Annotated in this window: 12 protein-coding genes and 2 pseudogenes; 8 read left to right on the forward strand and 6 right to left on the reverse strand. The window is 60.4% G+C overall.

The window, feature by feature from the left end; translation table 11 throughout:
- The first annotated feature begins 205 nt into the window (after positions 1-205).
- Positions 206-1,126: a LysR substrate-binding domain-containing protein gene (locus tag ACYZTY_RS15670; RefSeq protein ID WP_461954463.1), complete on the forward strand. Its 921-nt coding sequence runs from the start codon at positions 206-208 to the stop codon at positions 1,124-1,126.
- On the opposite strand, the gene ACYZTY_RS15675 is transcribed toward ACYZTY_RS15670, so the two are convergent.
- From ACYZTY_RS15675 to ACYZTY_RS15685, 3 genes and pseudogenes are all read right to left on the reverse strand, one after another.
- Entirely contained in the window at positions 1,047-1,640 is a 594-nt protein-coding gene (locus ACYZTY_RS15675) for a DinB family protein (protein ID WP_461954464.1), read from the reverse strand. The genes ACYZTY_RS15670 and ACYZTY_RS15675 overlap by 80 nt on opposite strands.
- 245 nt (positions 1,641-1,885) lie before the next feature.
- Positions 1,886-2,023, reverse strand: a pseudogene (locus tag ACYZTY_RS15680) (FAD-dependent oxidoreductase); the annotation flags it as partial.
- 18 nt (positions 2,024-2,041) lie between these two features.
- Positions 2,042-2,266, reverse strand: a pseudogene (locus tag ACYZTY_RS15685) (SDR family oxidoreductase); the annotation flags it as partial.
- 542 nt (positions 2,267-2,808) lie between these two features.
- On the opposite strand from ACYZTY_RS15685, the gene ACYZTY_RS15690 reads away from it, so the two are divergent.
- From ACYZTY_RS15690 to ACYZTY_RS15715, 6 genes are all read left to right on the forward strand, one after another.
- Positions 2,809-3,084, forward strand: a complete 276-nt coding sequence (locus tag ACYZTY_RS15690) for a hypothetical protein (protein ID WP_461954465.1) — start codon at positions 2,809-2,811, stop codon at positions 3,082-3,084.
- Between the two features lie 286 nt (positions 3,085-3,370).
- Entirely contained in the window at positions 3,371-6,091 is a 2,721-nt protein-coding gene (gene mgtA / locus ACYZTY_RS15695) for a magnesium-translocating P-type ATPase (RefSeq protein WP_461954466.1), read from the forward strand.
- 184 nt (positions 6,092-6,275) lie between these two features.
- Positions 6,276-7,931: a Na/Pi cotransporter family protein gene (locus ACYZTY_RS15700; protein ID WP_461954467.1), complete on the forward strand. Its 1,656-nt coding sequence runs from the start codon at positions 6,276-6,278 to the stop codon at positions 7,929-7,931.
- A complete protein-coding gene (locus ACYZTY_RS15705; RefSeq protein WP_461954468.1) occupies positions 7,919-8,272 on the forward strand; it encodes a DUF2493 domain-containing protein in 354 nt (117 codons plus the stop codon). The genes ACYZTY_RS15700 and ACYZTY_RS15705 overlap by 13 nt, the downstream gene beginning before the upstream one ends.
- Before the next feature lie 219 nt (positions 8,273-8,491).
- Positions 8,492-9,262, forward strand: a complete 771-nt coding sequence (locus ACYZTY_RS15710; protein ID WP_461954469.1) for a hypothetical protein — start codon at positions 8,492-8,494, stop codon at positions 9,260-9,262.
- Positions 9,263-9,369: 107 nt separating this feature from the next.
- On the forward strand, positions 9,370-9,687 hold the full coding sequence (locus ACYZTY_RS15715; protein ID WP_461954470.1) for a DUF2388 domain-containing protein: 318 nt from the start codon (positions 9,370-9,372) through the stop codon (positions 9,685-9,687).
- Between the two features lie 51 nt (positions 9,688-9,738).
- Here ACYZTY_RS15715 and ACYZTY_RS15720 read toward each other — a convergent pair whose 3' ends face one another.
- A complete protein-coding gene (locus ACYZTY_RS15720; RefSeq protein ID WP_461954471.1) occupies positions 9,739-10,659 on the reverse strand; it encodes a pyridoxal-phosphate dependent enzyme in 921 nt (306 codons plus the stop codon).
- A gap of 101 nt (positions 10,660-10,760) precedes the next feature.
- Positions 10,761-11,552 carry an SDR family NAD(P)-dependent oxidoreductase gene (locus ACYZTY_RS15725; RefSeq protein ID WP_461954472.1) on the reverse strand — a complete coding sequence of 264 codons (792 nt, stop codon included), beginning with the start codon at positions 11,550-11,552 and terminating at the stop codon, positions 10,761-10,763.
- A gap of 124 nt (positions 11,553-11,676) precedes the next feature.
- On the opposite strand from ACYZTY_RS15725, the gene ACYZTY_RS15730 reads away from it, so the two are divergent.
- Positions 11,677-12,624 (forward strand): GlxA family transcriptional regulator, encoded by a 948-nt coding sequence (locus ACYZTY_RS15730; RefSeq protein ID WP_461954473.1) that lies wholly within the window; start codon positions 11,677-11,679, stop codon positions 12,622-12,624.
- A gap of 3 nt (positions 12,625-12,627) precedes the next feature.
- Here the strand turns inward: ACYZTY_RS15730 and ACYZTY_RS15735 are convergent, their stop codons facing one another.
- Positions 12,628-13,650 (reverse strand): MBL fold metallo-hydrolase, encoded by a 1,023-nt coding sequence (locus tag ACYZTY_RS15735; RefSeq protein WP_461954474.1) that lies wholly within the window; start codon positions 13,648-13,650, stop codon positions 12,628-12,630.
- Between the last annotated feature and the right edge of the window lie 57 nt (positions 13,651-13,707).

Below are 13,707 nucleotides of genomic sequence, written 5' to 3' on the forward strand. Positions count from 1 at the left end.
GTAGCTCAGCGGCACCAAAACCTAGAACCACGGTCATTCAGATAAACCGAGTGCCCAGGATTTACGACTGCTTCGCAGCCGAACGGGGCGGTGCGGCGCTCCGACAAGCCCCCTCGCCACAAGTAGTCCCTCATCTCAGGCGGCCTCTCTCCACAAGGTTTGATGCTTTACTGAAAAGACCCAAAATCCCTGCGAGTACCCGGACATGAACCGCAACGACCTGCGCCGCGTGGACATGAACCTGCTGGTGATTTTCGAAACGTTGATGTTCGAAAAAAACCTGACCCGCGCTGGGGAGAAGCTGTTCCTCGGTCAGCCCGCTGTCAGTGCCTCGCTGGCCAAATTGCGCGATTTGTTTGACGACCCGTTGCTGGTGCGCAACGGTCGGGTTTTGGAGCCGACCCAGCGGGCCTTGGTGATTCTCAAGGAATTGCAGCCAGCGATGGATACGATTTCCGGTGCGGTCAGCCGGGCCAAGGATTTCGACCCGGCCACCAGCCGCGATGTGTTCCGTATCGGCCTGTCCGACGATGCCGAGTTCGGCTTGTTTCCGCCGTTGCTCAAGCAGATACGCGAAGAGGCGCAGAACGTCGTGGTGGTGGTCCGTCGGGTGAATTACTTGCTGATGTCGTCGATGCTCGGCTCCGGGGAGATTTCTGTCGGGATCAGCTACACCACCGAACTGCCGGCCAATGTCAAGCGCAAAAAACTGCGGGATCTGAGCGTGAAGATATTGCGCGGCGATGACCGTCCCGGCCCCCTGACCCTGGATGAATACTGCGCTCGCCCTCACGCGCTGGTGTCGTTTTCCGGGGATTTGACTGGGGCCATCGACAACGATCTGGCGCGCATCGGCCGCTCACGGCGGGTGGTGTTGGCGGTGCCGCAGTTCTCCGGGCTGCGCGCCTTGCTGGCCGGCACCGATATGCTGGCCACGGTGCCGGACTACGCGGCGTGTGCGCTGATCGAAGGCAGCAGTCAGTTGCGTGCCGACGACCCGCCGTTTGACATCGTGCTGTCCGAGCTGTCCATGGTCTGGAACGGGGTCAACGATAACGATCCGGCAGAACGTTGGTTGCGCTCGCGAATTGCCCAACACATGTCGGCTGAACTGCCGGTGCTCTGAGCGAGGTGAAATCCGGGTCGGTCTCGCGCAGGAAAATCGGCATGTCGGTCATCGGTGGCATGGCTGGAATGTCGAAGTACATCTGGATCACCCAGCCACGGTGATAGCTGGCGTGATTGACCACGTGCATTAGCATCGCGCCGGCGCTCATGGTGCCGCTCTCGCCCGAGACAAACGTGAATTCGACGGGTTTATCCAGCGACGTGTCGCTCTGCCGGGCGCTCCACCTGCAATACCAGTGATCGATCTCCTTTTGCGCCATGCGCAAATCAGCCAGATCGGGATGCAGCAGGTCGTGTGAGGTTTTGAAGCCGTGCCCTCGACCTTCGAGGTGGGCCTGCCAGATGCAGTCCACGACGTAGATGTGGTTCAGGGTGCCGATCATGTTTCTGAACACCGACACCCGCTCTTTGTTGACCTCCCCCGGCGGCAATGCGGCCAGGCTGTCAAATAGGCGCTGATCGGCCCATTGCTTGTAATCGGCAAGCAGGCGGGCAGTGCGTACGTTGATCATCACAGTTCTCCCATTACGATGGGTGCACTGGCAAGCATAGCCCTCACAGCGGGCGGCATTGCAAAGGCTGATAACCGGCACTTCGCCACGATGCGTTCGGTGTAGCAGCTGTCGAGCCCCAGCGAGGCTGCGTTCGGCTGCGCAGCAGTCGTCAATTCAGGCAATGCGGTCTATCAGTTGAACCGCGTGCGCAGGATTTACGACTGCTTCGCAGCCGAACGCAGCCTCGCGCTGCTCGGCAGCTGCTACAGGGAATGCGGAGTCAGATGGTTCACCACCCGATCAGCCAGTGCCAGGCAACTGGTCAAACCCGGATATTCGATGCCGATCAGGTTCACCAGCCCCGGCACGCCATGCTCGGTCGGGCCGGTGATTTTCGGACGGCCTTTCAAGATAAAAAATCAGAACGTTCCTGGGTAACTGCCCCCGTCCAGCAACAGGTTTTGCCCGGTGAGGAAACCGGCGTGGGCGCTGCAAATGAACGCGCAATACGCACCGAACTCATCAGGCTGCCCGAAGCGCTGGGCCGGTACGTTTCTGCGCCGCTGTTCGCCAATGCTTTCGACGCTGGCACCATTGGCCTCGGCGGCGCTCAGGGTCTTGTGCAAGCGCTCGGTCTCGAACGCCAAGGCGCGAGCACAGGCCAGCCCCAGCCCTTTGCTGGCCGCGCAGACGATCGCCCAGCGCCCGAAATAGCCAAATCCATGATGTTGCTCCTGTGCCTGTTAAGTGGGGTAGTTGACGCAAGTTTCTACGTTACCACTGCGGATGTCAGTGAATCGCGACCGGATTGATGTTGACCTGGGTCGAGCCCTTGTACAGCAGCTGTCCGAGGACAAACATTGTCATTCAGCTGAACAAGTTCGAACTTCAATATTGGAATCCAATGTTTTTTCCATCAATTCGGTATTTAGCGGACATTGAAGGTTGACTTAACCCACCTCCCTGAGTAAATTGCCCGGGCCTTCGACGAAGGCCTTTTTTCAACTCACAAAAGAATCCAATGGACACAGTATCTAGTCGCTGTCGGGACACCGCGAATTCGCGGACCCTGGCACATAACCCAGTAAATGACGGGACTCGACTTTTCGGTCGGGTGAGCTGCGCTAGAGCTTGATGCTCCACCGTAACTTGCCTCACCGGCGTCCGTCCGGTCCAGAGGCATGTTATGAACTTCAAAACCACCGTAATGCCGGGCGTACGGGCCTTTGCATCGACCATGCGGGTCAAGCTGTGCCGTGAGCGTCTGTTGGCGACTCGGGTCAGCGCCCCGTTTTGCACCCCTTCTTCCCCTGCCAAGGCACACCCTCGTGCCAACTGGCGCGTCTGCCCGATGACGGGCCGGCTTCAGCAACGCTGGAGCTTCGACGACAGCCAGGAACCACCGAGTCGGCGCATCGCGCGACTGTTCGGCCTGACCCTCGGGGCCTGCACTTTCAGTTGATCTGAAGGCACTTCAAAGTCCTTCTTTTAACGTTTTCCTTAATAGGGAATTCGGCAACTTCTTATTGCCTGTTAAAACATCAATTTGCTTGAGTTAGTTATGGACGAAGCCAGTAGACGGTTCGCTGCTTATCAACTTTCCGTTGATACGCAGCGAACGTTAAAACACAAGAAAACAACACTTTCGAAATTGATCGCCTGTTTGCGACTCGACATACATTCGCTCGCCTATGAATAGATGAGTGGGCTGTGTGTCGTGCCGCAAGTCGGCGGCAGGAGCACACACAATGACGACTGTAAAAACTCCGGATATCCGCGCCAAAGGCGCCAGCAGCGACAACGCCAAACTGTCGATGCGTGCCGCCCGTGAAGCACAAAACGGCCTGGCCGTGACCCTCGCCAATCTCAACGCCACCCCTGACGGTTTGACTGAACTCGAGGCCGAAGGCCGGCTGGCCCGCGCAGGCTTCAACGAAGTCGCCCACGACAAGCCCCCTCACGCCATCGTCCAACTGCTCAAAGCCCTCAACAATCCCTTCATCTATGTGCTGCTGACCCTGGCCGGCATCAGTTTCTTCACCGACTACTGGCTGCCGATCAGTCAGGGCGAAGGCGACGATGCGGACCTGACCAAGGTCATCATTATCATGACCATGGTCACCCTGAGCAGCCTGCTGCGGTTCTGGCAGGAATACCGCTCGGCCAAATCCGCCGAAGCGTTGAAAGCGATGGTGCGCACCACGGCGACCGTGCTGCGACGCGGGCAAAACGGCAATGGCCCGGTGCTGCGCGAAGTGCCGATGCGCGAACTGGTGGCCGGCGACATCGTCCAGCTCAGCGCCGGCGACATGATCCCGGCGGACATCCGCCTGATCGAATCCCGCGACCTGTTCATCAGCCAGGCGGTGCTGACCGGTGAAGCCTTGCCCGTCGAGAAGTACGACACCCTGGGCGACGTCGCACAGAAGTCGGCATCCCACGGCGCAGCCGATCAATCCAACCTGCTGGACCTGCCGAACATCTGCTTCATGGGCACCAACGTGGTCAGCGGCACCGCCAAAGCGGTGGTGGTCGCGACCGGTCCGCGCACCTACTTCGGCTCGCTGGCCAAAGCCATTGTCGGCTCGCGGGTGCAAACGGCATTTGACCGTGGGGTGAACAGCGTCAGCTGGTTGTTGATCCGCTTCATGCTGGTCATGGTGCCGATCGTGTTCCTGCTCAACGGCTTCTCCAAGGGCGACTGGAGCGACGCGTTCCTGTTTGCCCTGGCGGTCGCGGTCGGCCTGACCCCGGAAATGCTGCCGATGATTGTCAGCGCCAACCTGGCCAAAGGCGCGATGGCCATGGCCAAGCGCAAAGTGGTGGTCAAGCGCCTCAATGCAATCCAGAACTTCGGTTCGATGGACGTGCTGTGCACCGATAAGACCGGCACCCTGACCCAGGACAAGATCATTCTTGAGCACCACGTCGACAGCAACGGTCGGCGCGACGACACGATCCTCGAACTGGCGTGGCTCAACAGCCATCACCAGAGCGGTCTGAAAAACCTGATGGACCAGGCCGTGGTGCAATTCGCCAACAGCAATCCAAAGTTTCGCGTGCCGTTCGCCTACAGCAAGGTCGATGAGTTGCCGTTCGACTTCGTCCGTCGGCGCCTGTCGATCATCGTCAAGGACAGCCGCGACGATCATCTGATGGTGTGCAAAGGCGCGGTCGAGGAAATGCTGAGCATCGCCAGCCACATTCATGAAAACGGCACGGTCGTGGCACTCGATGAACAGCGCCGCAAGGACCTGCAGGCCCTGGCCAACGAGTACAACGAGGACGGTTTCCGGGTGCTGCTGGTCGCCACCCGCGAGATCCCGAAAGCGCAAAGCAAAAACCAGTACAACACCGCGGACGAACGTGAACTGGTGATTCGCGGCTTCCTGACCTTTCTCGATCCACCGAAGGAAACCGCGGGCCCGGCGATTGCTGCGCTGCGCGACATGGGCGTGACCGTCAAGGTGCTGACCGGCGACAACGCCGTGGTGACCTGCAAGATCTGCCGCGAAGTCGGTCTGGAGCCCGGCACGCCGCTGCTCGGGCAAGACATCGAGAACATGGACGACACCACCCTCAAGCTGCGGGTTGAAGATCGCACGGTGTTCGCCAAGCTGACGCCGCTGCAAAAATCCCGGGTGCTCAAGGCGCTGCAGGCCAACGGTCACACCGTGGGTTTCCTCGGGGACGGCATCAACGACGCCCCTGCCCTGCGCGATGCCGATGTCGGCATTTCGGTGGACAGCGGCACCGACATCGCCAAGGAATCGGCCGACATCATTCTGCTGGAAAAGAGCCTGATGGTGCTGGAGGAAGGCGTGCTCAAGGGCCGCGAGACCTTCGGCAATATCATGAAGTACCTGAACATGACCGCCAGCTCCAACTTCGGCAACGTGTTCTCGGTGCTGGTGGCCAGTGCGTTCATTCCGTTCCTGCCGATGCTGTCGATTCACCTGCTGCTGCAAAACCTCATGTACGACATCTCTCAGCTGTCGCTGCCGTGGGACAAGATGGACAAGGAGTTCCTGCGCAAACCGCGCAAGTGGGACGCCAAGAACATCGGCCGTTTCATGTTGTGGATCGGGCCGACTTCGTCAGTCTTCGACATCACCACCTTCGCCCTGATGTGGTACGTGTTCGCCGCCAACAGCGTGGAAATGCAGAGCCTGTTCCAGTCCGGCTGGTTCATCGAAGGGCTGCTGTCGCAGACGTTGGTGGTGCATATGCTGCGCACCCAGAAGATTCCGTTCTTCCAGAGCACGGCGGCGTTGCCGGTGATCCTGATGACCGGGTTGGTGATGGCGTTGGGGATCTACATTCCGTTCTCGCCACTGGGCACGCTGGTCGGCCTGCAACCGCTGCCGTGGGCGTACTTCCCTTGGCTGGTGGGCACCCTGCTCAGCTACTGCGTGTTCGCGCAGATCATGAAGACGATCTACATCCGCCGCTTCAAGCAGTGGTTCTGATGGCCTGACAAACCCAATTCACCAGAACACCACAATCCCCTGTAGGAGCGAGCCTGCTCGCGATAGCTGACTGACATTCAAAAGAGATGTCGACTGATCCACCGCTATCGTCGGAACGCCGCCCGGAGCCGGCTCGCTCCCACAGGGGAATGCGCTTAACCCTATCGAAAAAGGGAGAGTCCTGATGTCGGGAACTACTCTACTGATCAACCTCGCAGGCTCCATCGCACTCTTGCTGTGGGGCACTCACATGATTTCTTCGGCGCTGTTGCGTGGCTTCGGCACGCCACTGCGCCAGTGGCTGGGCCACAACTTGAACAACCGCTGGATGGCCTTGCTTTCGGGTATCGGCATCACCGGCATTCTGCAAAGCAGCACCGCCGTCAGCCTGATGGCGACTTCGTTCACGGCCGCCGGCACCCTGGGTCTGGCGCCCGCGTTGGCGGTGATGCTCGGCGCCAATATCGGTTCGACCCTGGTGGTGCAACTGCTCAGCGTCGACGTTTCAATCCTCACACCCATCGTCTTGCTAGCGGGTTTGATGGTGTTCCGCCTGCGCGATGACTCGCGGTACGAAAGCGTCGGCTGTGCGCTGATTGGTCTGGGGCTGATGCTCCTGGCCCTGCGCATGCTCGGTTCAACGCTGGCGGAAGTCGAAGGCGCGCCGGTCTTCCAGTTGATCATGCAGAGCCTGGACGGCGATCTGTTGATTGCGTTGCTGGTGGCGCTGATTCTCACGTGGCTGTGCCATTCCAGCGTGGCCGTGGTGTTGCTGATCGTCTCGCTGGCCGCCACTGGCATGTTGTCGGCCACCACCCTCGTCGCGCTGGTCCTGGGCGTGAACATTGGCGGCGCGCTGCCGTCGGTCATCAATGCCGGTTCGAGCGTCGGCCGACGCCTGCCGCTGGGCAATCTGCTGGTGCGTGCGGTCGGTGCTTTGATGGTGTTGCCATTCGCCGGGCTGATTGCCGAACTGAAGCTGGAACCGTCGGTGTTGGTGGTGACCTTGCACAGCGGTTTCAATCTGCTGCTGGCGCTGGTGTTCATCGGCCTGACCGATGTGCTCGCCAAATGGCTCACTCGTCTGCTGCCGGCACCTGAGCGGGATGTCGACCCAGGCATGCCGCACTACTTGGACGAGGCGGGTCTGGAAGTGGCCAACATCGGCCTGTCCAACGCTGCCCGCGAAGCGTTGCGCATGGCCGACATGCTCTCGGCGATGCTCGGCCGACTGGTGCAGCTGTTCCACACCTCGGCGCCCGCCTGTGCCGATGAAGTGCGGCGCATCGATCAATCACTGGACCTGCTGGGCGCCGCCATTCGGGCTTATCTGGCGGACATCGGCAAGGAAGGCATCAGTGACAGCGATGCCGATCGCTCCCAGGAAATCCTGATGTTCGTGATCAACCTGGAACATGCCGCGGACATTCTTTCCAGCAGCCTGTCGCAATTGGCCATGCGCCGCTTGCGCCGTGGTGAGCAATTCTCGGCGTTCGAGCTGGGCAACATCGCGCCGCTGCACGATGCGCTGCTGGAAAGCCTGAGCCTGGCGATCACCGTGTTCCTGCGCGAAGACATTCCCACTGCGCACCATTTGATCCATCGCAAGGAGACCGTCAGAAGGCTCGAAGCACATGCCAGCCGCGAGCACTTTCGCAAGTTGCAGGAGGACAAAAACACCTGGGCGGAATCCGGCGACATCTTCCAGCGGGTCCTGCGTGATTACCGCCGCGTGCATCACCACATCGCTGCCCTGGGCTATCCGCTGCTGGAGCGTGCCGGTGAACAACCGGTCGAGAGCACCGATCTGGCCAAGGAAAATCCGTCATGCGCCTCTTGATCTGCGCGGGTCGCCATTATGCCGACAGCCGTCTGTGCCGGCGGGTCCTCGACGCCTTTCAGCGCATGCACCCGGTGCGTGTGCTGATCCATGGCGGCAATCAATACCTTGGCGGCGACATCGAAGAGTGGGCCCGGGAACAAGGCGCCGACATCGTGCGCTACCCGCCCAACTGGCAGCGCCACGGCAAGTCGGCTGAACGCCTGCGCAACCACTTCATGTTGCTCGATAGCAGGCCTGACGTGGTCATTGCCCTGCCCGGCGGCGAAGACACCGAAGAACTGGTCGCCCAGGCCCGGACGGCCGGTTTGCAAACCTTATCGGTAGAGGATCGGCACTGAGCCAACGCGTTCCTGTAGCAGCTGCCGAGCAGCGCGAGGCTGCGTTCGGCTGCGAAGCAGTCGCGAGTCCGGCTGATGCGTTCTGCCTGACGTATCGCAATCTCTGATTTTACGACTGCTTCGCAGCCGAACGCAGCCTCGCGCTGCTCGGCAGCTGCTACATGACCGCATCAGGGCTCAACCGCTGCTCGCTATCAAAAAAACTTTGAGGTCACTTTCATGCAAAAACCCACTCGTCTGTTTACGTCTTTTGTGCGCAACCTGCCGCCCTCTCAGGGCCGGACCCTGCGGCGCAATCTGTTGTTCGTCAGCCTCACCCTGGGCCTGATCGCACTGCTCAGCATCATCTCCAGCGCCAACGCTGCCGGCGGTGCGTATGCGGTGGATGACGCCGGGATCAACGCCCCTGGCGAATGCAACATCGACGCCTGGTACCAAAACGGTCGGCACCATTCATCCAGCACCAGCGTGGTGTCACAGGACTGCACATTCAAAAGTCTGCCCAACGTGCAACTCGGCGCGGCCGTACAGCACAGCCGCGATGACGGGGTTTCGGAAACCCAGCTAAGCCCGCAATTCAAGGCGCAAATATTCTCACGGGAAGACCTTGGCCTCGCGTTGGCGCTGGCGGGTTCGGCGCACTTTGCCTTCAATCGGGCCCACGCCTTCGATGGCGCCGACCTGAACCTGCCATTCACCTACCAACCGATCGAAACCCTGCGTCTGAACCTCAATGCCGGCTGGACCCACGCCTATGACGATGGCGAGCAAAACCATCGCTGGACCTGGGGCTCCGGCGTCGAATACGACCTGGCCCGCTCCCTGACGCTGATTGCTGAACGCTACGGCCAGCGAGGCGGCGAACAGGCGTGGCAGGCCGGGCCGAGGCTGCATATCGGTGAGCGCATCGATGTCGATCTGGTGGTGGGACGCAACCTGACGGGGGAACGTGATCAGTGGCTGATCACTGGGGCAACGCTGAGGTTTTGAGCGGTATCAGGCGCGGGTAACGCATCAACAGGGAACTCTTGACGTTCGCCGGGCATCCTAAATGATGAGGTACTTCCTTTTTGCTTCACGCTTCAGAGGACATTGCTATGCGCCGTCTGATTATCATTTCCTCATTCCTGTTGTGTTTACCCTTCGGCTCCGCGATGGCCAAAGTGGATGCAGGTGATGTCGCCACCTCTGCCGGGGTTTCCGCATCGCTGTACTCGACGTTCAAGGACAACAAACTGGCGATTCCGGCCCGTGATGACGCCTCCAGCTTCGTTGCCAGTGGCGGTACGATTCGCGGTGTGTACCTGGAGTCGGTGTTGAATCAGATTCGCCAGGCAAATCCCGGACTCAACGCAAGCGACGAAGAGCTGGCCAGAGCGATCCTGATTCACGAAAGCGTCGCTGCCGGCCAATGAAGGTTGAGGTGGGGTTCGCGACACTAGGATAGTTTGCAGCCCTGCCTTGCTTCACCCTGCGGATAAGCGCGCCCACCCGGCCACCAACTGCGCGCTGATGCTGACCCCGCCACACACCACAATCACCACGTTATGGGCTTCGGCAATCGCCGGATGATCCAGGTACGCCACCGCCAATGAAACACCACACGCCGGCTCAACCAGCTGACGCAGATCGTTGGCGTAACGCACCACGCCCATGATCGCCTCGTCATCACTGAGCACCACACATTCGTGAGGAAATTCGAGGATGTGCTGCACCGGCCACGCGGCCACTCTGGCAGCGCCCAGCGATGTCGCGACGGTATCGATGCGCGCCAATCTGACGGGATGCCCGGCCTCAATGGCGGCGGCGAAGGACGCCGCGCCCTGCGTTTCACACGTGACGATCCGGCAGTCCATGCGATGGTGCCGGATCAATCCGGTCAGGATGCCCGCCAACAAACCTCCGCCGCCCACCGACATCACCAGCGCATCGACATGAGGGCAATCCTCGAGGACTTCATCAATCAGGGTGCTGTGCCCTTCCCACAACACGGGATGATCAAAGGCTGGCACGTATTCGGCGTCCGAACCCTGTGAAAGCTCTTTCGCCCGTTGATTGGCCTCGTCCCAGACCTTGCCGTGAACGATCACCTCGGCACCGGTTTTCCTGATTCTGGCACGGGTGGTTTCCGGAGTGGTGTGCGGCACCACAATGCAGGCTTTCAGCCCGAGGGCAGCGGCGGCCACGGCGGTGGCAAAACCGGCGTTACCGCCGGAAGGACAGACGACTTTGCGTTTGCCCTGCGCCTTTGCCTGACTGCACAAAAGGCCCATGCCACGCAGTTTGAACGAGCCGCTGGGTTGCAGGTTTTCCAGCTTGAGCCAGATGCGCCGGGTCGGCGTTGACAAGCCTGGGTGCAGAATCAAAGGCGTTCTGATGTGTAGCATCGCGAGCTCCCTTTGGCAGCACCGGCGTGCCGAGGTGTCGACGCGCCGGTGATGAACAACCCTTATCCAAGCTTAGTTCACCCTGCCCTACGATTACCGCCTTACTGATAACGCGGTGCCGCCGATGAGTGGCCAAACGACCCTGACAGCACTTGGCGCTGAGCTTCGTAGGTATCCCATTTGTCGCCCTCGTGCAGGCCCGGGATCGTCACCACTTCTCCTTTCGCCAGCCCTTCCAGCGCGGCATCGACCATATTTTCGGCGGACATCACGATCTCTTGCGGCAGGTTCTCAACCGGGTTGCCGGCCTCGCTCCAGAAGTCGGTGGCGGTGGCGCCGGGCAACACCGCCTGAACGCGAATGCCTTTGTCGGCTAACTCATGGTGCATCGATTGGCTCAGGCCCAGAACGAATGCCTTGGTCCCGCCGTAAACGCCGTTGAGGATTTCCGGAGCGATTGCGACGATGGAAGAAATGTTGATCACGGTGCCGGCGCCCCGTGCGACGAAGCCAGGCACCACGGCGTAGGACAGACGCATCAGCGCGGTGATGTTGAGTGTGATCATGTCTTCCATGTCGTCCACCGGGCTGCCGAGCAACGGCATGACACCGCCAACGCCGGCGTTGTTGACCAGCAAGGTGATACTGGCGTCGTTGCGCAGAATGTTTTCAACCCGCAGGAGGCCGGCCTTGTCTTTGAGGTCGGCGGCGACCACTTCCACAGCGCGGCCGGTTTCATTGCTCAGGTGGTTGGCCAGCGCATTGAGTTTTCCCTGGCTGCGGGCGACCAGAATCAGGTCGTAACCCTGCCGGGCGAGACGGTCGGCATAGACCGCGCCGATGCCTGAAGAGGCGCCAGTGATCAGTGCGGTGCCTTTGGATGAGAGAGCCATGTGCAATTTCCTTCACAGTGAGGCGATAAGGTCGCCGGGTGTGAACAGTTATAAATTGACTCACGCTCGTCTGAAATGACATTTAAAGTACGTTTTCAGGACATGGCTTTTTGAGGACTTGATCATGACTTCCGTGGCATTCGTGGTTTTCGAGGGTTTCCAGTCCATGGCGCTGGCGGCCATGCCGGTGTTCGAGTACGCCAACTTCAGCGCCAGTGAAGCGCTTTATGACGTTAGCGTGATCTCTGAGGATGGCCGTACCCTGCAGGCTTCCGGCGGTTTGAGTGTCGGCACCCAGGCATTTGATGAGCAGGTGTTCGACACGGTGATCGTGGTCGGCGGCGATTCGATCCTCGAGCAGGCGCCCGAGGGTGTGCTGGCGTACCTGCGCGACAGCGTGAAAACCGCGAGACGCACGGCGTCAATTTGTTCGGGCGCGTTCGTGCTGGCCCAGGCCGGTTTGCTCGACGGAAGGCGGGCCACCACGCATTGGGCGTATGCGCGGGAACTGCAAGCGCGGTTTCCCTCGATAAAAGTGGAAGACGACCGGATCTACGTGGTCGACGGTTCCATCTGGACCTCCGCCGGCATGACTGCTGGCATCGACCTGGCGCTGGCCATGGTCGAAAAGGATCATGGTGCCGAACTGGCCCGGTCCGTCGCGCAGAAACTGGTGATGTACCAACGCCGTGCGGGGGGCCAGTCGCAGCATTCGGCATTGCTGGAACTGGAGCCAAAATCCGACCGCATTCAGACCGTCCTCGGATACGCCCGGGAACACCTGACGTCGGCATTGTCGGTGGAGCAACTGGCGGACGTGGCGCGCCTCAGCCCTCGGCAATTCAGCCGGACCTTTCGCGCCGAGACCGGGCAGTCCCCGGCCAAGGCCATCGAAAATCTGCGCCTGGAGGCGGCGCGTCAGATGCTCGAACGCGGGCGCCTGACCCTCGACCAGATCGCCGCCGAGGCCGGTTTCACCGACCGCCGTCGCATGCGCGAAGCCTTCCTGCGGGCGTTCGGCCAACCGCCGCAGGTGATTCGGCGTAATGCCAGATCGCAGATGACGGCGTGAACGCTAATGGGCAGGAAGCGCAGCCCGCAGATCGACCGCTTCATAGAGCGGCATCAGCCGCAACGCCACGCCATCGGCCAAGGCCAGAAGCATCAACCGTTGCATCGCGATATCGAACTTGTCCATCCACTTGGGCATGGGGTGTAACCCCTTGTCGAAGGGCTCGAAAAAATCATCCCAATGGATCGGAATCACCAGCCGCGCGCCGGTGGCTTGCACCACTTCGTGCCAGTAATTCCGGGCAAACTGCAGGTCTTGCTTGCCGAGGAAACCGATGCCGAGAAATACAACGTCTGCCTTGACGTTGTTGTATAGGCCTTTTGTGAAATTGGCGCTGGGGTGGATCAGGATCCGCAGGCCATTGCGTTGTTCGATCAAGTAAGAGTAATTACCACCCTCCTTGTAATCACTGGCGCTGGCGGGTGGTTTCAGCGGCGTGTCGATGGTCCCTGGGTATCTTGCGTCCGGAGAGTGTGGCGACGGGAAGGCTTGCACCGTGAACTCACCGAAGTCGAATGATTGTTTTTTGTCGACGGTGTTGATTCGTTCGGGTGGAAGTCCTGCACCTGATCCGATATTGGCGACCGATGCGGACCCTACCAGCATTGCCCCTGTGCGCAAGGCGACCACGGCGGAGTCGAGTGCATGGTCGTAATGAGCGTGCGCCACCATCACCGCCGCCAACGTCGGGTTGCCAATAGCGTGCAACGCCGCATCAATGCGGTCCCCGTCCGGCCCGATCCGGCCCAGCGCCACCCGCAAAAAGCCCGGACGCGAAAAGAAGCCATCGGTCATGATCGATGTGTTGCCATCGCTGAGCATCAGGGTCGACACGCCCATGAATCGCGCGGTCAAAGGGCTGGATGTTGGCCCTGACGGAGGTAGAACCAGCGGTGAATAGGGTTCGAGCGAGGGTGTCGAGCAGGCGACGACGCCGCCTCCGAAGAGGGCCAGAAACATCACAATCACCATCAAGCGACGAACGCCGCCAAAGACCTCTTCGCTGCCCCGATTTGAATGGTTCATGCGCCCCTCCTTTCGCCCGACTGAACCGTTCAGTGAGGCTAGCCCAAACCGGCGATT

The sequence above is a fragment of the Pseudomonas sp. LB1P83 genome (genome assembly GCF_054897885.1).